This window comes from Streptomyces sp. UH6 (genome assembly GCF_013421635.1).
Taxonomy (GTDB): domain Bacteria; phylum Actinomycetota; class Actinomycetes; order Streptomycetales; family Streptomycetaceae; genus Streptomyces; species Streptomyces abyssomicinicus.
Genome location: NZ_JACADT010000028.1, coordinates 1 through 19681, shown reverse-complemented (window position 1 = coordinate 19681; position 19681 = coordinate 1). Strand labels below are relative to the sequence as shown.

At 69.6% G+C, this 19681-nt stretch carries 19 protein-coding genes and 1 pseudogene; 10 read left to right on the top strand and 10 right to left on the bottom strand.

Annotation, left to right across the window (positions count from 1 at the left end; translation table 11 throughout):
• Positions 1–773, top strand: a 773-nt coding sequence (locus HW445_RS04150) for an ABC transporter ATP-binding protein (RefSeq protein WP_180219667.1), incomplete at its 5' end; no start/stop codon positions are given.
• Positions 774–1027: 254 nt separating this feature from the next.
• Here the strand turns inward: HW445_RS04150 and HW445_RS04145 are convergent.
• Positions 1028–2056 carry an Lrp/AsnC family transcriptional regulator gene (locus tag HW445_RS04145; RefSeq protein ID WP_180219666.1) on the bottom strand — a complete coding sequence of 343 codons (1029 nt, stop codon included), beginning with the start codon at positions 2054–2056 and terminating at the stop codon, positions 1028–1030.
• 121 nt (positions 2057–2177) lie between these two features.
• Between HW445_RS04145 and HW445_RS04140 the strand changes: the two genes are divergently transcribed.
• The 5 genes and pseudogenes from HW445_RS04140 to HW445_RS04120 all read left to right on the top strand — a co-directional run bounded on the left by HW445_RS04140 (position 2178) and on the right by HW445_RS04120 (position 7788).
• Positions 2178–3428: an amidohydrolase family protein gene (locus HW445_RS04140; RefSeq protein WP_257230829.1), complete on the top strand. Its 1251-nt coding sequence runs from the start codon at positions 2178–2180 to the stop codon at positions 3426–3428.
• A complete protein-coding gene (locus tag HW445_RS04135) occupies positions 3425–5056 on the top strand; it encodes an AbgT family transporter (protein ID WP_180219664.1) in 1632 nt (543 codons plus the stop codon). The genes HW445_RS04140 and HW445_RS04135 overlap by 4 nt, the downstream gene beginning before the upstream one ends.
• A gap of 591 nt (positions 5057–5647) precedes the next feature.
• Positions 5648–5779, top strand: a complete 132-nt coding sequence (locus HW445_RS34075) for a hypothetical protein (RefSeq protein WP_306673270.1) — start codon at positions 5648–5650, stop codon at positions 5777–5779.
• A gap of 665 nt (positions 5780–6444) precedes the next feature.
• On the top strand, positions 6445–6924 hold the full coding sequence (locus HW445_RS04125) for a hypothetical protein (protein WP_180219663.1): 480 nt from the start codon (positions 6445–6447) through the stop codon (positions 6922–6924).
• A 112-nt stretch (positions 6925–7036) separates the two neighbouring features.
• Positions 7037–7788: pseudogene (locus HW445_RS04120) on the top strand (transposase family protein).
• Here HW445_RS04120 and HW445_RS04115 read toward each other — a convergent pair.
• The 7 genes from HW445_RS04115 to HW445_RS04085 all read right to left on the bottom strand — a co-directional run bounded on the left by HW445_RS04115 (position 7789) and on the right by HW445_RS04085 (position 15540).
• Positions 7789–8826, bottom strand: coding sequence for a hypothetical protein (locus HW445_RS04115; protein ID WP_180219662.1), 1038 nt, complete (start codon positions 8824–8826; stop codon positions 7789–7791).
• A 14-nt stretch (positions 8827–8840) separates the two neighbouring features.
• Positions 8841–10025 carry a hypothetical protein gene (locus HW445_RS04110; RefSeq protein ID WP_180219661.1) on the bottom strand — a complete coding sequence of 395 codons (1185 nt, stop codon included), beginning with the start codon at positions 10023–10025 and terminating at the stop codon, positions 8841–8843.
• Positions 10026–11469: 1444 nt separating this feature from the next.
• The gene (locus tag HW445_RS04105; RefSeq protein ID WP_180219660.1) at positions 11470–11820 is read right to left on the bottom strand and encodes a DoxX family protein; all 351 of its coding nucleotides are present in this window, start codon (positions 11818–11820) and stop codon (positions 11470–11472) included.
• 158 nt (positions 11821–11978) lie between these two features.
• Positions 11979–12833 carry an SDR family oxidoreductase gene (locus tag HW445_RS04100; RefSeq protein WP_180219659.1) on the bottom strand — a complete coding sequence of 285 codons (855 nt, stop codon included), beginning with the start codon at positions 12831–12833 and terminating at the stop codon, positions 11979–11981.
• A 28-nt stretch (positions 12834–12861) separates the two neighbouring features.
• Entirely contained in the window at positions 12862–13503 is a 642-nt protein-coding gene (locus tag HW445_RS04095) for an NAD(P)-dependent oxidoreductase (RefSeq protein WP_180219658.1), read from the bottom strand.
• Between the two features lie 49 nt (positions 13504–13552).
• Complete coding sequence (locus HW445_RS04090; RefSeq protein ID WP_180219657.1) at positions 13553–14572, bottom strand: LLM class flavin-dependent oxidoreductase; 1020 nt, start codon at positions 14570–14572, stop codon at positions 13553–13555.
• Between the two features lie 29 nt (positions 14573–14601).
• Positions 14602–15540, bottom strand: coding sequence for an NADP-dependent oxidoreductase (locus tag HW445_RS04085; RefSeq protein WP_180219656.1), 939 nt, complete (start codon positions 15538–15540; stop codon positions 14602–14604).
• Positions 15541–15640: 100 nt separating this feature from the next.
• Here HW445_RS04085 and HW445_RS04080 point away from each other — a divergent pair, with 100 nt between their 5' ends.
• Complete coding sequence (locus HW445_RS04080) at positions 15641–16330, top strand: TetR/AcrR family transcriptional regulator (RefSeq protein WP_180219655.1); 690 nt, start codon at positions 15641–15643, stop codon at positions 16328–16330.
• A 279-nt stretch (positions 16331–16609) separates the two neighbouring features.
• Here the strand turns inward: HW445_RS04080 and HW445_RS04075 are convergent, their stop codons facing one another.
• Positions 16610–16774 (bottom strand): hypothetical protein, encoded by a 165-nt coding sequence (locus HW445_RS04075; RefSeq protein WP_180219654.1) that lies wholly within the window; start codon positions 16772–16774, stop codon positions 16610–16612.
• A 240-nt stretch (positions 16775–17014) separates the two neighbouring features.
• On the opposite strand from HW445_RS04075, the gene HW445_RS04070 reads away from it, so the two are divergent.
• The 3 genes from HW445_RS04070 to HW445_RS04060 all read left to right on the top strand — a co-directional run bounded on the left by HW445_RS04070 (position 17015) and on the right by HW445_RS04060 (position 19295).
• On the top strand, positions 17015–17620 hold the full coding sequence (locus tag HW445_RS04070) for an HDIG domain-containing metalloprotein (RefSeq protein ID WP_180219653.1): 606 nt from the start codon (positions 17015–17017) through the stop codon (positions 17618–17620).
• Positions 17617–18225, top strand: a complete 609-nt coding sequence (locus HW445_RS04065) for a GNAT family N-acetyltransferase (protein WP_218956543.1) — start codon at positions 17617–17619, stop codon at positions 18223–18225. The genes HW445_RS04070 and HW445_RS04065 overlap by 4 nt, the downstream gene beginning before the upstream one ends.
• Positions 18226–18377: 152 nt before the next feature.
• Positions 18378–19295: a hypothetical protein gene (locus HW445_RS04060; RefSeq protein ID WP_180219652.1), complete on the top strand. Its 918-nt coding sequence runs from the start codon at positions 18378–18380 to the stop codon at positions 19293–19295.
• A 39-nt stretch (positions 19296–19334) separates the two neighbouring features.
• Here the strand turns inward: HW445_RS04060 and HW445_RS04055 are convergent.
• On the bottom strand, positions 19335–19681 hold a 347-nt coding region (locus HW445_RS04055; protein WP_180219651.1), incomplete at its 5' end, for a DUF742 domain-containing protein.

Genomic DNA, 19681 nt, shown 5'->3' with positions numbered 1-19681 from the left:
CGGCCCCTCGCCCGCTGCCGTCCGGCCCGCTGGGGATACGGATGCGCGACGTGAGCTTCGACTACGGCGCGGGGCCCGTACTGGACGGCCTGGATCTGACCGTCCCGCCCGGACAGACCCTCGCCCTGGTCGGCGCCTCGGGAGCCGGCAAGTCGACCTGCGCCCATCTGCTGGCCCGCTTCTGGGACCCGTCCCGGGGGACGGTCCAGTTGACACCGGCCGACGGTGACCCCGTCGACCTCCGCGACGTGAGCGATCCCGAACTGCGCCAGGCGGTCGCCCTCGTGGGGCAGGAGGCGCCGCTGTTCCACGGCACACTCGCCGAGAACCTGCGGCTCGCGGCGCCCGACGCGGACGACGGCCTGCTCCGGCGGACGGCGCGGCTGTGCGGTGTCGACCGGATCGCCCCGCTCGACACCCTGGTCGGTGAGCGGGGCGCCACGCTCTCCGGAGGACAGCGCGCCCGCATCGCCCTGGCGCGGGCGCTGCTGGCCCGGCCGAGGATCCTGGTCCTGGACGAGTCCACCGCACACCTGGACAACGCGGGTGACGCCGCTCTCGCCGCCGCCCTCCGCACGGAGAACCGCACCACGGTCGTCATCGCGCACCGCGCGGCCACCATCCGCAGGGCCGACCGCATCGCCGTCCTCGCGGGCGGACGCGTCGTCGAGGAGGGTGCCTGGGACGAGTTGTCGACGCGCCCGGACAGCGCCCTCAACCTGCTCCTCGCCTCCGACGCGGTGTCCGCCCAGGACGGGACCCGGTCGAGGTAGCTCGTGCGAAGGTGGTGCCGCGTGCCGCGTGCCGCGTGCCGCGTGCCGCGTGCCGCGTGCCGCCTCCGCTCAGCCGGCCTGGCGCGTGAGCCGGCCGAGGGGGCGTTCGACGACCCAGCGGCGGGGCTGGACGGTGAAGGCGTGGCTGCCGGGGGTGCGGTGGACGACGGGGAGGTCGATGCCGCGGGTGGCGGCGTGTTCGGCGACGGCGTTCCTGTGCGAGCGCGATCAGGCCGGGGCGTCGTCCCGCGACGTCAACCCGCCTGCGCGTCCCAGTAGTTGAGCGGAGCCACGGCGGCGCTCCGGCCCTGGTGGTCGAGAACGCGGCCGACGTGCTTGACCGTGCGCAGGACGACGGCACGCTCTACGACGCGCAGTTCCTGACGGGACAGCCGGTTCTCCAGGTGCGCCTCCAGCATGTGCACGTCCGACAACGCGCGCACCCAGAGGTCGAGCACCAGGTTCGCGGGGCCTGAGGTGATGCTGCACATGCGCAGCTCGGGCAGGGTACGGAGCGCGGCGACCGTGTCGTCGAGGTGGCGGGCGGGAACGGAGACGAAGAAGACGACCGACACGGGGTAGCCGGTGAGCGGCCGGGCGAGGGCGCAGCGCAGCGACAGGCGCCGGTTGCCGGTGAGGACCCGGAGCCTGCGGCGTGCGGTGGAGACACTGGTGTCCGCCGCGCGCGCGAGGGCCTCCAGCGGCATCCGGCCGTCGGTGCCCAGGGCGAGCGCGATGCGTCGGTCCAGCGGGCCCAGGGGAGCGTCCGGGGCCTCCTCGTGCGGGAGCGCCAGAGCGTCACGCTGGGCGCGGTCCAGGACGTCGAGCCGCCACTCGGCGCCCTCGAACGGTGCCGCCGTGATGACGTGGACGCGGGTGGCCCGGATCCCGGGCAGACGGGCGATGCGTTCCCCCGCGAGCTGCGAGAGGGCGTGCAGGTCGCTCGCGCCGACGATGGCGAGCAGGTCGCGCCCGCCGGTGGTCTGCTTGAGGCTGAGGATGTGCCGGTCGTGTGCGAGCAGACGCAGCGTGTCCTCGCGCGGTGTGCCGCCCATGTCGATCTCCAGATGGGCGTAGACGCCGTCGTCGTGACCGGGGGAGAGGTAGCCGTCGACCCAGGCGACTCCCGCGTCCACCAACCGGGCCCAGCGGCGGGCGGCCGTGACCGGATCGACGCCGAGGACCTCGCCGAGCCTCGTCCAGGGCACCCTCGGCCGGATCTGCAGCGCGTGCACGATGGCGAGGTCGAGATCGTCGGGGCGGACCGTTTGCTGCGTTCTCATGGGCGCTCCGAATCCTGCGCAGACACATGTGGTCTGAATGATTCCGGCGATTTTACCGGTTCGTAACCCGGGATCTTGAGGGTGTCCGGCTATGACCGCACCTTGTCTCTCTCCCGCACCGTTGCCCACAGCCTCCTCCCTCCGTATCACCGGAGCGCGACTGATCGACGGCACCGGCGCCGCACCCGTCGAGAACGCCGTGCTCGACGTCGACGACGACGGCCTGATCGTCTACGCCGGGCCGGCCGCCGGAGCGCCCGAGGGCCCCGCCCGGGCCAGGGTGATCGACGCGGCCGGGCGCACGCTGCTCCCGGGGTTCGTCGACGCCCACGTCCATCTCGGGGTGGAGTCCGCGCGACAGATGGTGCGCCGCTACGCGGACGACCCGACGGTGTCGGTGTTCGACACGGCGGCCCGGATGCGGGCCACGCTCAACGCCGGGGTGACGACCGCCCGCGACCTCGGCGGGCTCGCGGCGGGGTTCCGCGACGCGGTGGCCCGCGGGCTCACCGCCGGGCCGCGCCTGCACACCGCCGTCCGGATCCTCAGCCACACCGGCGGCCACGCCGATTTCCACACCGACTGCGGTTTCGACCCCAGCTCCGGCGTGGGCGAACTCGCGGACTCGCCGCAGGAGGTGCGGGTGGCGGTACGCCGGCTGCTGCGGGCGGGCGCCGACGTGATCAAGCTCTGTGCGACCGGAGGCATGTCCAGCCCGTACGACCAGCCCGACGACGAGGGCCTCACCGTGGAGGAGATCCGGGCCGTCGTGGAGGAGGCGGACCGTCACGGCGGCCGTCCCGTCGCCGCACACGCGCAGGGCACCGCCGGCATCCTCAACGCCATCCGCGGCGGGGTCACCAGCGTGGAACACGGCTACGGCATGACCGCCGAGGCCCGCGACCTCGCAGGCGCGAACGGCGTCTTCCTGGTCCCCACGCTGTCCACGGTGTTCGACGGAATCGACAAGTCGACGATGGAGCCGTTCCACTACGAGAAGAAGCTCCGCTGGTCCGAGATCACCCGCGAGAACATCTCCGCGGCGATCGCGGAGGGCGTGCGCATCGCGATGGGCACCGACGCCGCGATGGTCCCGCACGGACGCAACCTGCGGGAACTGTCCCACCTGGTGTCGCTCGGCATGACGCCGATGGACGCGATCGTCGCCGGCACCCGCACCGCGGCGGAACTGCTGGGCCTGGAGGCCGAGACCGGCACGCTGAGGCAGGGCCTCCACGCCGACCTCGTCCTGTGCGACGGTGATCCGCTCGCCGACATCGGCGTCCTCGCCGATCCCGGGCACGTGGTGCTCGTCGCCCAGCGCGGCGCCGTCCGCAAGGACACCCTCGACCAGTCGGGAGGCGGCCGATGACCGGCAGAGACCTGCTCACGAAGGAACGGCGGACGGCCGACGGCCCGGCCGGACCGCTCCTCGACCGCGTCCTCGGCGGCATCGAGCGGGCGGGCAACAAGCTCCCGCACCCGGTGCTGCTCTTCGTCTTCCTCCTCCTGCTGCTCGGTGTCGTCTCCACCCTTCTGCACTGGGCGGGCGCCACCGTCACCGTGCCCGGAACCTCCGACACCCTGGAGGTGCGGGGGCTCTTCACCGGTGAAGGGGTGCGGTGGCTGCTGGAGAACTTCATCCCCAACTTCACGGGCTTCCCGTCCCTGGGCACCGTCCTGCTGATGATGGCCGCGGTCGGTGTGGCGGAGCAGACCGGCCTGCTGGAGTCCACGGTCCGGATCTCGATCGGCAGGGCGCCCCGCGCCCTGGTTCCGTACCTGGTCGCCTTCGTGGCGGCCCAGGGGCACATGATGAGCGACGTCGCCATCCTCATCATCCCGCCGCTCGCGGCGCTGGTCTTCAAGGGCTGCGGACGCAACCCCATAGCCGGTCTGATCGGCGGCTTCGCCTGCGTCTGCGCGGGCTACGCGGCGGGATTCACGGTGGGCGCCCTGGACGCCCTGTACGTGGGCATCACCGAGAAGGCCGCGCAGGTGCTGCCGGGCGGCGAGGACGCGCCCACGCACATCCTCGTGAACTACTTCTTCACGGCCTCCGCGAGCGTGGTGCTGGCCCTGATCGGCGGATTCCTGATCTCCCGTGTCCTGGAGCCGCGCATGCCCGCGCCGGTGGAGAGCACGACGCCGGAGTCCGCGGACGAGGACGGCACGAAGTCGTCGCAGGACACGGGGCCGACGGCGGACGGCGGCTACCGCGCAACGCTCGAGGTCACCGCCACCGAGCGACGCGGTCTGCGGTGGGCCGGCGCCGTCGTGCTGGCGTACGCGGCCGTGGTGGTCGGCTTCTGGCTGCTGCCCGGCTCGCCGCTGCGCGGTGAGGGCGGCGCACTGGTGCCGTCGCCCGTGCTGGACGGCGTCGTACCCCTGCTGTTCGTCGCCTTCCTGCTGGCCGGAGTGGTGTACGGGCGCGTCGTGGGCGCCGTGCGACGGGCGGACGACGTCCCGCGCATGATGGCCGAGTCGATCACCGGTATGTCGGCCTACATCGTCCTCATCCTGGTGATCGCCCAGGTCATCGGAGTCTTCACCTGGTCGAACGTGGGCACCCTGCTCGCGGTGGAGGGCGCCTCCCTGCTGGAGTCGGCCGGGCTGACCGGCTTCTGGGGACTGGTGGTGTTCGTGCTGCTGGTCTGCGTGCTGAACCTGTTCGTCACCTCCGGATCCGCACTGTGGTCTCTCGTGGCACCGGTGTTCGTGCCGGCCTTCCTCCTGCTCGGGATGGAACCGGCGGTGACGCAGGCCGCCTTCCGTATCGGCGACTCGGCGACCCAGATGATCACCCCGCTCAATCCGTATGTGTTCCTGATGCTGACGATCCTGCGGCGCTACGAGCCGGACGCCAAACTCGGCACCGTTCTGTCCCGGCTGGCCGTTTTCGTGGTCCCCTTCCTGGTGGCCTGGCTGGCCGTCCTGGCCCTCTTCTACGGCCTGGACCTGCCGCTGGGGCCCGGAGCACCGATCACCACGGCAGGGTGAGGCCCCTGTAGCGAGGCCCCTGTAGCGAGCCCGTCGGGGAGCGCCGCGGAGGGGACGTCGGCCCGACATCGGAGGATGCCGGGCCGTGCGGTGGAGCGGCGATGCGCAGCGGGGGCCTGCGGCCGTGGTCCGCTGCGCCGGTCCGTACCGACTCCTTGGTGCCGCCGGAACTCGCCGTCTCAGCGCTGCGACGTGAGCACGGCGGTGGCGGCCCTCCGGCTTGTCGGAGGTGCTACCTGCCTCGGACGGTGGCCGAAGAGCTCAAGCGGCACATCGCGGAGTTCCCGCCGATGGAGGTTGAGCTGCCGTGGGGGAGGCCCGATGCGGGCGGGCAGAGGAAGAAGGTCTCGCTCCTGCTCACGACGCGGTACGGAAACGCTCTCGCGGCGAGCGCGTGGAACACCTACACCCGGCAGTGGACGGCGGCGCGGAAGGGCGGCTTTCACGCGCTCCCGCCGATTCTCCCCAGATTCACCCCAGGGTTGATTCCGGGGCCTCCAGGACCCCTTCTTCCGGCCCGCGGGGAGAGGGGGTCGAGCCGGGCGGCGAACCGGATGGCAGGGCGCCGGGACGGGTTGTTAGCCTCCCCGGATGAGCATTCCGTCGCCCGAAGAGATCCGCGCCCTGCACGAGGAGTGGGCGCCCACCCCCGAGGCGTTCCGGTCGGTCCACACCCATTGCGAGATCGTGTGGCGGATCGCCGAGCACTTGATCGAATCATAGCGGCTCGACGTGGACTTCGAGCTGGTCAGAGCGGGTTGCCTGCCTCACGACATCGGCGTCTACCGGCTCTACTCGGACGACGGAGTGCTGGACCACAAGAATCTCAAGAGATCATCTTGTCTGCGTGGGACCGGGAACTGTACAGAGTGTGGCTTAAGCGCGGATTCACATACGTTCCTGAATCCGGCGAGGTGTCAGGCGATTACGGTTATCCCGGTGACATGGTGCGCCCCCGGTAGAAGCTTCGCCGCAGGGGGTGATCCGGTCGGGCAGTTGAGACTCGGCGTAGTGGACCGATTTGGACAGCTGGGTGAGGGCCGTTAGCAGCTCGATGTCTCCCACAGCGGGCCCCCAACAGGCCTGACAGCGTTCAGGAGTCAGTGAGCCTTTTTCATCCTCACGCTGAGGCGTGGCGAAGGACGAGGATGCCAGGGGTGATCGTGATGGTGCCGTGGCGCCCATCGAGGTGAGGGCGAAGCGGCCGCTGCCCGCGCTTCCGATCCGTACGCCGCCCAGGGCCAGGCGCTTGGAGCCGCTCGCAGCACATTGCGAGAATGCCTTCTGCACGGACGTTTCGATCAGGGGTGGATTCGTTGGGCTGGTGGGCGGAAAGGTTCGTCCGGGACGAGGAGCGTCCCGCATGGGCATGGGCTCCGTTGCAGTCCGTGGGACCCATACGGTTCGGTCAGAGCAAGGAGAAAGTCTCAGCCGCTCTGGGCAAGCCGATCACGGCATGGGACACCAAGAGGTACGCGCGCTGGTTTCCCTTCGACGAGGTTGGTATCGACACCTACTACGACCAGGAGACTCAGACCCTTGCTGCAGTAGCTGTCGACGCCTGCCGGGGCCCGCAGGTCAGTCTCGATGGTGTCCCTCTGGTTGGTCGGCTGCCGTCGGAACTCGAACCCTGGATCGAGCAGATCGCGTCAACACTTGACGATCCGACGCTGCCCGAATACGTCGATGGCCTGCGCTTCGGGCCCCGCGGGGAGCCGTATCTCCTCAGCCTGGGATTGGTCCTGCGCTCCCAGCAGAACGGAGACCACGCCCGCTGTCGCCCAGTGTTCCTTGCGCCTCATTGGGCCATGCAAGGCCACGAAATGATCGAGGCATTGATCCCCGACACGGAGTGGCTGACGTACTGAGCTGTTTCGACCTGACGGAAGGTTGAGTGTGCGGTCCCAGCGGCGTAGATGAAGAAAAGCTCCAGGTAGACGGGTTCACGACCAAGATCACCAGTCCGCCAGGAGCTATCTCTTGCTCACATACCCGTCCGCCACCGTCCGTCCAGCCTCATCCTGCGCCACCTCTCCGGTCTTCTCGCAGGTCACCGCCGCCGCATCGGCTCCCGCTGGCGTCGCCTGACCTGCGGCCGACAGGCCCTGCTCGTCATCGCTCACCTGCGCTGCGGCGACACCTACGCGCGCCTCGCAGCAGGCTTCCGCATTGGGATCGCCACGGCTTACCGCTACATACGCGAGGCCGTCGACCTCTTGGCCGCCCTCGCGCCCACGCCGGAACAGGCTATGGAGACCGTTCGGAAGAAGGCGTATGTGATCCTCGACGGCACCGTACTGCCGATCGACCGCATCGCCGCCGACCGCCCGTACTACTCGGGGAAGAAAAAGCACCACGAGATGAACGTGCAGGTCCTCGCAGATCCAGCCGGCCGTCTCATCTGGGCCTCGGACGCGCTACCCGGGGCCGTGCACGATCTGACCGCGGCCCGGACCCACGGCATTCCCGTCGCCCTCGCCGCCGATGCCGTCAAATGCTGGGCCGACAAGGCGTACCAGGGCGCAGGACCTGCGGTCCGCGTCCCCTTCCGGGGCAAGAATCAGCGCGGCTGGCGCCGCCTTCACAACCGCGATCATGCCAAGATCCGCGGCCTCGGCGAACGTGCCATAGCCACCCTCAAATACTGGCGGCTCCTGCGGCAGCTCCGCTGCAGCACCACCCGGATCACCGCCATTGTCCGAGCCGTGGTCGCCCTTGAACTCGCCGCCTGATCAAGATGGAAATGGCTCAGTGTCCTCTTCGCTGGGCAGAGCCGTGAAGTTCCGGGCGTGCTCGGCGTATTGCTGACGTTCCCCTGGAGTGCCGTACATGGCGAGCAGGCCCCGAGCGTAGTCCAGCTTCGGACCTACCTCCTGGCCTCGAGGGTGGGCATGCGACCACAGTTCGAGGTTTCCGGACCGCAGGCGGCCGCGCTCATCCATCACCAGGGGGCCGTCAGTGCGGTTGTCATGGCGGATGCCGTTGACGTGGTGCACCGTCTCGGTGGACAACAGGGAGCGGCCGAGGAGTTCCTCGACCTTGAGGCGGTGTTCGGGCTTCGCCGGCTTACCGCCGCCCTGGGAGATCACGCGGTAGCCGTCGGCGTTGATGTAGCCGGCGCCCGTGCCGAGCTTGGCGTCGTAGCCGCACTGCCGGGAGCAGAAGCGGCCCGCCATCGACGCCGAGCGGGTGTACGAGGTGCCGCAGTGGTCGCAGCTCCGAGTGACCTTCTCCACGGCGGAGGCGTCTTGTTTGCAGTCCACCGAGCAATACCGGCTGGTCTTGATCAACGCCTTCTTGACGTAGTAGTCGTGCCCGCAGTGCTCGCACGGCTTGGCGATGCCGGTCTTGGGCTTGGACGCCTTGCCGCGGCATTCGGCGTCGCAGAAGACGCGGTTACCTCGTACGTCGGCCTTCCGGCGGACGACATCTTTCCCGCACGCCGCGCACGGGAGTGTCACCAGGTTCGCGGCCTTCTGGCAGTCCCTCGAGCAGTAGACCGGGCGGCCAGCCTCCTGGGCGTCTACCTTGTGCCTAGTTGCCTTAAAGGCCAGGTTGCACCGCGTGCAGCGGGCCATGGTGTTCTTCGTGGTCTTCGGGCCGGTCTTGCGGCGCACTAGGTCGCCGTTGCGCCGGATCCGCTGGTAGTGCTTGTTGCACCAGTCGAGCCGGCCGATTCGGTCGCGTTCGCAGCCCTCGGGTGCCTTGCACTTGCGGTTGCCGGGGGAAGGCTCGGGCACGTCGGCGGCGGGGGTCGTAGACTCGCTCACGCGAGAGCTCCTGCTCAGGTTTGGTCACGCCCCAGGACGGTTGCAACCATTGCCGAGGTTTTTCCTGTGGCGACCGACGGCGACAGAGTCGCGCCGCTGGAGCACGCGCCGCACATGGTGCGGCCTCTCCTGATGCTGGTCAGTGTGAGGATGAGGTCCATACTGCATCTACAGCGGCAGCGCCATCTGTCGGTGGTCTTCCCTGGGTAGGGCTCCAGCGGTTCGAATCCGGCCGCTCGTACCTCGGCGGACGCCTCCTCGTCGGTAGCCGAGTTGCGGCCACAGAACCGGCAGCCCCTCGAACCGGCGTTGACGTTGGAGTAGGTGGGGCTGGTTTCACGGCCGCACGTCGTGCAGCGGCACCGCCAAGGTGTTGCGCTGCGAGGGTAGGGCTCCAACGGCTCGAGTCCGGCGGCGCGCATGGTCTGGGCCGCCTTCGGCGCGTTCTTGGCAGAGCGCTTTGCCTGCGTCTCCTTCACTCGACAGACGCGGCAGCGCTGCCCCGCGTTGCGGACGGCGTTGAACGTCGGACGGCCTTCGTGTCCGCAGATCGTGCAGCGCGAAGGCCAAGTCGCGTTGGTGCGACCGGGATACGGTACGAGTGGCTCGTACCCACACGCCCGCATCTCGGCGGCTGCGGCTTCCGCGTCGATGAGGACCGAGGCGCTGGGCCGGCCGCCCGCTCGAGGTACGTAGGGTTTCTCAATGCTCCGGGTCTCTTCGTCGACCATGGCCCAGACCTCGGCTGCCGTGATGCGGGAGGCAGAGCACGTCTCGGTCCACCCGTTCGGCATGACGTCGCTCGTGACGAAGGGAACGAGCCCGGCTTCACGGAGCCGGCCCAGCACTGCTTGCTCGACGTCGTACGCGGCCGCTCCGGTCGCGAACTCACGGGCTTGGTACAGCCGCCAACCCTGGCGCTCGTGTTGGACGAGGCGGGAGGTGCAGCCGGTACACGCTCCGATCCCGATCTTGACGGCGTCCCACTCGCGATGAGTGATCACGTAGACCTTCGACGGCACTGCAAGGTCGATGCCGTGCGTGGCGCAGAACTTGCATCCTCCACCCGAACGGACCTTTATGAGCGTCGGCGAAACCTCGTTGCCGCAGGTTGTGCAGCGGCACCGCCACGCGGTCGTCGAGGTGGCATACGGCTCCAGCGGCTCCAGCCCAGCAGCGCGCATGACAGCCATGGCCACGGCGGGGGCAGTCTTTCTGCGCGCTGTCGCTCTGGCGTCGGCGCAGCGTCGACAGCCTCCCTGGCCCGCGAGAATGCCGCCCAGCCTCGGTGACGTCTCATGACCACAGTCGTTGCAGCGGCACCGCCAAGCCGTGTCGCGACGCCCGGGATACGGTTCGAGCGGTTCGAGGTCTGCGGCGCGCATGAGAGCCTCGGCCTCGTCGGCCGGCCACCGACGCCGGCCGCCGGGGGCAGGGGCGCAGTACGGACAGGCTCGCAGGCCGCGCTTGAGGTTGCTCAACTTGATCTGGACATCTCGGCCGCATCCGAGGTGGCGACAGCGCCACGGCTCGGTGGGGCCTGGGTAAGGTTCCAGCGGTTCCAGATCGAAGCCCTTCGCCTCGATCGTGGCCCGGTCGCCGTCCGTGCGGGGCAGTTCACGGCGTCGAGCCCATGCCTGGCTGATGCCCTGTCCGGCTTTCTTGCGTCCACAGGGGCGGCAGCCACCTTGTCCGCGCTTGACGGACCCATGAGTGGGGGTTCCGACCGTGCCGCAAGTCGTGCAGCGGCACGGCCAGGGGATATCCGTGCCGGGGTAGGGCTCCAGTGGTTCCAGACCCGCCGAGTTCATGAGCACGGCAGCTTGATGGGGGTCGACCGGCGCGTTGGAGGCGCACCATCGGCCCGTTCCGCCGCCGCGCTTGATGTGGGAGTAGCGAGGTGTGACCTCCCGGCCGCATGCCACATGACGGCAGCGCCACGGGGGCGTCGTCCCGGGGTACGGCTCCAGCGGTTCCAGGCCGGCAGCGCGCATCAACGCCACCGCCTCCTCCGGAGGGATGGGCGCGGTTCCCGAACAGTAGTGACAGCCGCCCTGGCGGCCCCCGGCAACGTTGCTCAGCCGTGGTGTTACTTCCCTGCCGCACGTTTCATGACGGCAGCGCCACGGCCTATCGCTTCCCGGATACGGTTCCAGGGGGACAAGTCCGGCCTCGCGCATGATCAGCACCGGATCACGCGGATCCTTCCGAGGACGTCCCGTCGCCACCCAGCCTCCTCCCGACGTGCCTGAAACCTGAGGAGAGGATGGCACGCGACACTGACAATGAGTGCCGAATCGGTCAAACAGCCGAACTGCGTCTTTGGCGTGTGCCCGAGGCTCATTCGCCGTAGTGCTGTGGTGTGCCTCTCGAACCTCCTACCCAGCCGATGCTCGCCGTAGCACGTGATGAACTGCCCCGGGACGTCGCCCTGCCGGGTGATCTGGCGTACGAACAGAGGCTATGGACAGGGTTCCAATCTGTCCGCTGTCCACCGATCGAACCGCTCAATTGGAGATCTGCAAGGCATCGCTTCAGGCGAAGGGGAAAGCCATGGATGCCTTCATGTCTGGGAAGACGCCTCAGTGCGGACAGCGTATGCATCCGCTGTCCGCACCGTCGGGAGTGCTGGGTGGAAGGCTTCTAGATCGTCGCCAGGCCCAGCACCAGCGGGGCTGCCGATGCGAGCATGATGGCGGTCGGCGCACCGACGCCCTTCTTGTCGCCCGCTCGGAGGTGCGTGACCACGGCGCCCACGAAGTAGAGGACGAGACCGATCGCCGCCGCTATGCCGAGCGGGCGGTAGAGGATGCCGGCGAGCAGACCCAGCGCGCCCGCGATTTTGACGAGGCCGAGGGGCACGAACCAGCTGTCGGGCACGCCGACTGCCTTGAGTTGCTCGGTGACCTTCGGGTCGCGGGTGATGTCGCCACGGGCGGAGCCGAACAGCATCAGGGACAGCAGGACCGCGAGGACGACGTAGGCGATGAACAAGGGAACTCCAGAGTGGAAATGGGAGGGGTTGTCGATCGGCCCGTGGATACGGGGCAGCTAGTGATGGGGCCGTGGTGGTGCTGGGGGTAGCGACTCGGGGCGAGCGGAGTGGCGAGGGGGCGGGTGGCGATACGGCCACCCGACCCGGTGGCTGCGGATCAGGCCCAGGTGCGCAGGGTCTCGGCCAGTGGCTCGGTCGGGTGACCGATGAGGCGGGCCAGGTCGCCGGAGGTGGGGGCCATGGCGCCGTCGCGCAGGTTTGCGTTGAGGGTCACCATGAAACTGGCGGTGCCCTCGTCGAGGCCGAAGCCGAGGAGTTGCTCGCGCTCCTGTTCGGAGGTGAGCGCCTGGTAAGCGACCGGCTTGCCGAGGATTTCGGCTGCGGTGGCGGCGAACTCCTCGAAGTTCCAGGCGGTGTCGCCGGACAGCTCGTACGCCTTGCCCTCGTGACCCGGGGTGGAGAGCACCACGGCGGCGGCCTCGGCGAAGTTCTTGCGCGGGGCGGTGGCGATCCGGCCCTCACCGATGCTGTTGGCGATGACGCCGTGCTCGCGGGCGGTCTTGAAGTCCTGGAGGTGGTTTTCGGTGTACCAGCCGTTGCGCAGGAAGGTCGCCGGGATGCCGGAGGCGGTCACCAGCTCCTCGGTCGCCTTGTGGTCGGCGGCGAGCTGCAGGATCGTGGTCGGCGCCTCCAGGCCGGACGTGTAGATCAGGTGGCCGACGCCGGCCTTGCGGGCGGCCTCGATGGCGTTTCCGTGCTGCGAGATGCGCGTGCCGAGGTCGCCGAAGGAGACCAGGAGCAGCTTCTCGACGCCGTCGAGCGTCTTGGCAGTGCCCTCGACGTCGTCCAGGTCGATGACGGCGGTGCGCAGCCCGCGCTCGCTGAAGGCGGCCAGACGCCCGGCGTCGCGGCCGAGGGCGAGGATGTCGCCCGCGGGGACGCCGCGCTCGAGGAGGGCGTCGACGGTGAGGGTGCCCAGCTGGCCGGTGGCACCGATGATCGCGGTGGTCATGAGGATCTCTCTTCTTGCGGTACGGGGTTCAGTTACTGATGGCGGGGGCCCGGCCGATGTACGTCCTGTCCTCGACCTGCTGGGCCGTGAACGCGGCGATGTCGGCGCGGCTGACGGGGAACCCGGGCTTGTCCGTGCCGAAGAAACCGACCCGAACCCGGGGCTGCTTCGGCTTGTTGTTCGGGGCGATGAAGCGCACGATCGTCCAGTCCAGGCCCGAGTTCATGATCTGGCCGCACATGCCGGTGATCTCCTCGTAGGCGCGCGGCATGAAGGTGCGGGGCATAAACGCGATCAGTCTGGTGACGGGGGTCGGCTTCTCGTGGGGGTCAAGAATCGCCGGGGTGGCGTGGCCGACGTAGCGGCGCACGCCGTGGCGCTTCATCGCGTCGAGGACGAGGCCGGTGCCGGCCACGAGCGGAGTGCCGGTGGCCCTGCGGTCCATGCTCGGCCCGAGCGCGCTGACCACGAGGTCCGCCCCGGTAACGGCCTGGTCGATGGCATCCTTGTCGGACATCTCGCCGATCACGACCCGCACCCGGTCGCCCCACGCGGCGGGGACCTTCTGCGGATTGCGGGCGTAGGCGGTGACCCGGTGACCGTGTTCCAGTAGTTCGGCTACGGTCAGCTGGCCGATGGCGCCGGTGGCGCCGAAGACAGTGACGTTCACGATGCTTCCTTTTTCAGGACTCGGACGTGTGGCTCGGGGTGGTCCGTGTTCACGCTGCGAGGGCGTGGCGGACGGAGGGGGCGACCACGTCGCCGAACCGCTGGATGGAATCGCCGACCATTTGTGCCGGCATGCCGCCGAGGTCGACCTGGCCGAGGAACCGGTCGATGCCGAGTTCGGCCTTGAGGTCGAGGATCTTCGCGATGACGTGCCCCGGGTCACCGACCATCAGCGCGCCGCGGCGTCCGGCCAGCGCGGCCATCTCCTGGCGCCTCACGCGCCAGCCGCGGCCGTTGTTGGTCTCCGGGGCCAGGTAGCGGCGGTAGTAGGGGTAGAACTCCTCGAGCGCCTGTTCCGTCGTGTCACCGACGTAGAAGTGGCTGGTCACACCGACCGTCAGCTTCTCGTCCGGGTGCCCGGCCTCGCGCCCGGCCGTCCGGTAGACGTCGACGAGCCGCTTGGCGTGGTCGATGCTGCCGCCGATGATGCCGAGCGCCATCGGCAGTCCGAGGCGGCCGGCACGCGCCGCGCTGCTCGGTGTGCCGCCCACCGCGACCCACACCGGCAGATCCCCGGACGGCCGGGGGTTGGCCTCCGCCTCGCGCAGCGGCGGGCGGAAGCGTCCCTGCCAGGTCACCCGCTCCTCGTCACGCAGCCGCAGGAGCAGGCCGAGCTTCTCCCCGTACAGCTCGTCCAGCGAGGAGATGTCCTCGCCGAACAGGGCGAACGGCTCGGCGAACGCGCTGCGCCCAGCGATGATCTCCGCGCGCCCGTGGCTGACCAGGTCGAGCTGCGCGAAGTCCTGGAAGACCCGCACGGGGTCCAGCACGCTCAGCACAGTGGCGGTCGTGGTCAGCATGATGCGCTTCGTCGAGCGCGCGATCGCGGCATGGACCACGGCCGGGGAGGAGACGGCGAACTGCCGGGTGTGGTGCTCACCGATGCCGAAGACGTCCAACCCGTGCTGCTCGGCGAGGATGCCGTAGTCGATGATGTCGGCGGTCCGGCTCGCCGCGGTGTCCGCGCCGCCGGGGTAGATGTCGGTTAGGGAGAAGACGCCGAGTTCCATGAGGATTCCTGAGGGTCCTTGCTCGTGAGTCAGGCGACCGAGACAGCGATCTTGCCGAGCGTCCCGGCGCGGAAGGCGGCGAACGCCTCACCGACCTGGTCCAAGGGGTAGGTCGCGGTGACCGGCACCCGCACCGTGTTGGAGGCGGCCTCGGCCGCGAGTGCGGACAGTGTCTTCGGGTCCGGGGCAGCCATGACCGGGTGGACGGTGACGTCGATGCCATCGACGGCGTCCTGCGTGAGGCCCAGCGTGGAGGGGATCCGGCCGCCGGGCTTCAGCAGCCCCGCCAGCTCGACGCCGTCGCCGGCCAGGTGCAGGACCACGTCCACGCCACCGGGAGCCAGGGCCCGGACCCGGGCAGCCAGGTCACCGGTGAAGTCGACCGTGCTGATGTCGGCGTCCGTGAGGCCGGTGACGAAGTCGGCCTCCGCGCCGGGGCGGGCGGTGGCGATCACCTTCGCGCCGCGCGCGGCGGCAAGCTGCACGGCCAGGGCACCCACGCCGCCCGTGGCGCCGGAGACGAGAACCGTGTCGCCCTCGCCGACGGCGGCGGCGTCCAGGCTGTTCAACGCGGCGGTGCCGGCCAGGCCCAGCGCGCCCGCGTCCTCCATCGACAGGCCCCCGGGCACCGGGGCGACACCGAAGGCGGCGGGCGTGGTGACGTACTCGGCCATCGCGCCGTTGCCGAGGTGGGGCTTCAGTGCGACACCGAAGACCTTGTCGCCGACCGCGTAGCCGTCCACGCCCTCACCGAGCGCTTCGACGGTGCCGGCGAAGTCCATGCCCACGACCAGCGGGAACCGGTGCTCCATCATGCCCTGCAGGAAGCCGCCGAGTACCGACAGGTCGAATCCGTTCACCGACGAGGCCGCCACCTTCACCAGCAGCTCGCCCTCCGCGGGACGGGGGGTATCGACCTCGGCCAGGGCCGGCTCTGCGGGAACCTCGTTCAGTGTGACAGCACGCATGACACCACTCCTCAGTTAAGTGGAACGGCCTTCCCGTTTCCACGTTGTCAAGCGTAACAACAGAAGTGGGCCGGTTGTTCCACTTAGGTAGAGTGCAGGCATGACAGCCTCAACAGCAGCCCGCGGCGACGACCCGGACCAGCAGCCCGGAGAAAACCTGCGTGCGGACGCCGAACGCAACCGCGACCGCATCCTGGCTGCCGCCCGGCGACTGTTCGCCGCAGAAGGACTCGGCGTCTCCATGGCCTCCGTCGCGCGGGAGGCAGGCGTCGGCAAAGCGACCCTGTCGCGCCGCTTCGCCACCCGAGACGAGCTCATCAGTGCCGTCTTTGCCGACCGCATGGACGCCTACGCCGCCGCCACCCGCGAAGCCCTCACCGACCCCGACCCGTGGCACGGCTTCACCGGCTACATCCACGCCGTCTGCGCCATGCAGGCCGCCGACCGCGGCTTCGCCGACGTCCTCACCATGACGTTCCCCGCCGCCAAGGCGTTGGAGGCCCGTCGAGCCGAGGCGTACAACGGCTTCCTCGAACTCATCGACCGGGCCAAGGCCACCGGCCACCTGCGCCAGGACTTCACCGACCGGGACATGCCGATCCTGCTCATGGCCAACGCCGGCGTCCTCAACGCCGCCGGCGACGCCGCCCCGGACGCCTGGCGCCGACTGGTCGCCCACATGATCCGCTCCTACGCCACCCCCGACGCCCCGATCCCACCGCTGCCCGATGCCCCCGCCCCCGGCGCCCTCTACCGGGCAATGGTTCGCCTCACCCGCCACGCCGGCTAAACCCGGCGACTCCCGCCCGCCCGTCGACCGGGCGGGCGAAGGCCCCACTGCCGCCCACCCGCATCGGCCGCCAGGTCGGTACACCGTCGCGCAGGCAGCAGCACCAGGCCTCCGTCCAAAAGGGCGAGCCGGCTCGGAGGCCGTCCCACTGGGCTCCCCGGTGGGTCCGACCGGTAGGGCGGGACGGCTCACGGCGGCGGTGAGCATCGGCGTTGCTGGCAGCCGTCTCACACCCGACGCGTGCTACCAGCCGCAGATCGCTGCAGGCCAGCGACGTTGTCAGGTCCGGCTGACCGGTCTGGCGGGCAGCGGGCAGACGTTCGCAGCCGGGCGCCGCAGGGCTTGGTTCTCGACGGCCAGCTGCCGGATCATCTCGGCGTACACCTCGACTGTTCGGCGCAGTTCCACGTTCTCCTGCCGCAGGCGTCGAACGGTGAGGGGCATTCCTCCCCAGCCATCACTCTCGGTTACTACGTGCACTGCATGCCTGAGGTCGGGAGAAAGGAGCGCGCCGTCCTCGACGGAGTGCTGGGGGAGTAGACCGCCCGCCGATTCTCCCCAGATTCTCCCCAATGTTGATTTGGGGGGCCTCCAGGACCGTCTCTCCGGTCCGGCCGAGGGAGAGGGCGAGCCGGGCGGCGAACCGGATGGCAGGGCGCCGGGACGGGTTGTTAGCCTCCCCGGATGAGCATCCCGTCGCCCGAAGAGATCCGCGCCCTGCACGAGGAGTGGGCGCCCACCCCCGAGGCGTTCCGGTCGGTCTACACACACTGCGAAATCGTCTGGCGGATCGCCGAGCACGTGATCGAATCATCGCGGCTCGATGTGGACTTCGAGCTGGTCAGAGCGGGTTGCCTGCTTCACGACATCGGCGTCTACCGGCTCTACTCGGACGACGGAGTGCTGGACCACAAGAACTACATCCGGCATGGGATCCTCGGTCACGAGGCGCTGGTGAAGGCCGGGCTGCCGGAGTCGCTGCGGCGGTTCTGCTCGCACCACACGGGGGTCGGCGTCACCCGCGAGGACATCGTCCGACAGGGCCTTCCGCTGCCGCCCGGGGACTACGTCGCGGAGACCGCGGAAGAGAAGCTGGTGATGTACGCGGACAAGTTCCACAGCAAGTCGCGGCCCACGTCCCTGCTGACGCCCGACGAGTACGCCGCCCATGTCCGCCGGTTCGGTGCGGAGAAGGTCGCCGCGTTCCAGGGGCTCCGCGAGGCCTTCGGGGACCCGGACCTCGGCCTGCTGACCGCTTCCCTGGACGCGCTGGAGGGCCGGGCGGCGTGACGTTCGAGACCCCGCCCACCGGGACGGACCCGTTGGACGTCCTGCCCTGGCCGCTCGCCACCGAGCGGCTCAGCCTGCGCCGGGTCACCCCGCAGGACGCGGAGGCCATGTGGCGCTACCGGAGGCTGCCGGAGGTCTCCCACTGGCTGACGTTCCTGCCGCGGAATCTCGACGACTGGCGGGAACTGCTGGCGGCCCCGCAACGGCTGGCCACCACGCTGGTGGCGGAGCGCGACGGCCGGATCGTCGGCGACTTCTACCTGCGGGTGGAGGACTCCTGGGCGCAGCGGGAGGTCACCGACCAGGCGCGCGGCGTCCAGGCGGAGCTGGGGTGGGTGCTCGATCCGGCCTTCGGCGGCCGCGGATACGCCACCGAGGGCTGCCGGGCACTGCTGCGGGTGTGCTTCGAGGAGCTGAAGCTGCGGCGGGTGTGCGCCAACGCCTTCGCAGGCAACGAGGCCTCCTGGCGGCTGATGGAGCGGCTGGGCATGCGCCGCGAGCAGTACACGGTACGGGAATCCCTGCACCGGGAACTGGGCTGGGTCGACGGGGTCGGGTACGCGTTGCTGGCGGACGAGTGGGCGCGAGGGACGGACTCCGCCTGAGACGAGGCGGCGACGTCGAGCGGCGCAACGAACCGGCGCGCACGGGTGAATACCGGGACCGGGAGGGCCATGAGGCTGCGGCCCGTGGAATTCGTCCGACGCGGCCGGTATTTCGACCGGTCGCTCTCTCGTCTGTCCATCTGGAGGAACCGATGCGCGTACGCCGCGTCACCGCCACCGTCCTGGCCACCTTCGTCCTCACCGCAGCGCTCGGAGCGGGCACGGCCTCGGCGGTGGACAACCCGCCGCACGAGCAGAACCACACCCACGAATACAGCCGTGACCACCAGGGCCATGAGGACCAGGGTCGCGAGCACAAGGACGACCAGGACAAGGGCCGCGAGCACAAGAGCGACCAGGGCGAGGGTCGCGAGCACAAGGGCCAGAAGGACCAGGAGCACAAGGACAAGGGCCAGAAGGACCAGAAGGACCAGAAGGACCAGAAGGACCAGAAGGACCAGAAGGACAAGAAGGACCAGAGCCGCGAGCACAAGGGCCACAAGGACAAGGGCCACGAGCACAAGGGCCAGAAGGACCAGGAGCACAAGGACAAGGGCCAGAAGGACAAGGGCCACGAGCACAAGGACAACAAGGACAAGGGCCACAAGGACAAGGGCCAGAAGGACAACAAGGACAAGGGCCACGAGCACAAGGACAACAAGGACAAGGGTCACAAGGACGAGAGCCGCGAGCACAAGGGCCACAAGGACCAGGAGCACAAGGACAAGGGCCACAAGGACGAGGCCCGCGAGCACAAGGGCCAGAAGGACCAGAAGGACCAGGGCCACGAGCACAAGGACAACAAGGACCAGGGTCGCGAGCACAGCGACGACGGCAAGGCGCGTGACAACGACCGTCACTACAACGGCCGTGACAACGACCGCGACCACAACGGCCGCGACCACTACGGGCGTGGTGACCACAACGGCCGCGACCACCACGGCCGTGGCAACGACCGGCACGACTGCAACGGCGGCGGTGTGATCGCCGCCGGCACGCACTGGAACTCCTGGCACGGCAGCTACTCCACCTACGCCGTGGTGTGCTCGTCGGTGGACTTCGACGACTGACGGCACCGGTAGACGCCGCTTCCGCCCTCGGCGGGTTCCTCAGAGGTTGCGCAGGCCGTCCAGCACGGCCTCCAGCAGCGAGGGGTCGCTGCCGTCGGCGGAGCGGTCCGGCATGGCGTGGATCAGGAATCCGCCGGCGAGCAGGTCGGCGACCACCACCTTGGCCACCTGGAGCGGCAGCTGGAGGAGGGCCGCCAGCTCGGCCACGGAGAGCGCCTGGCCGGCGCAGAGCCGGACCGCGGCCAGCCCCTCGGGGGAGACCGCGTCGTACGGCGGCCGTGCGGCCGCCCGGACCAGTGAGGCCGGCTCCACCGGCACGGCGGGACGGGTCCGGCCCACCGTCACGGCATAGGCGCGCACCGTCGTCGTCTCCTCGGTCACCCAGG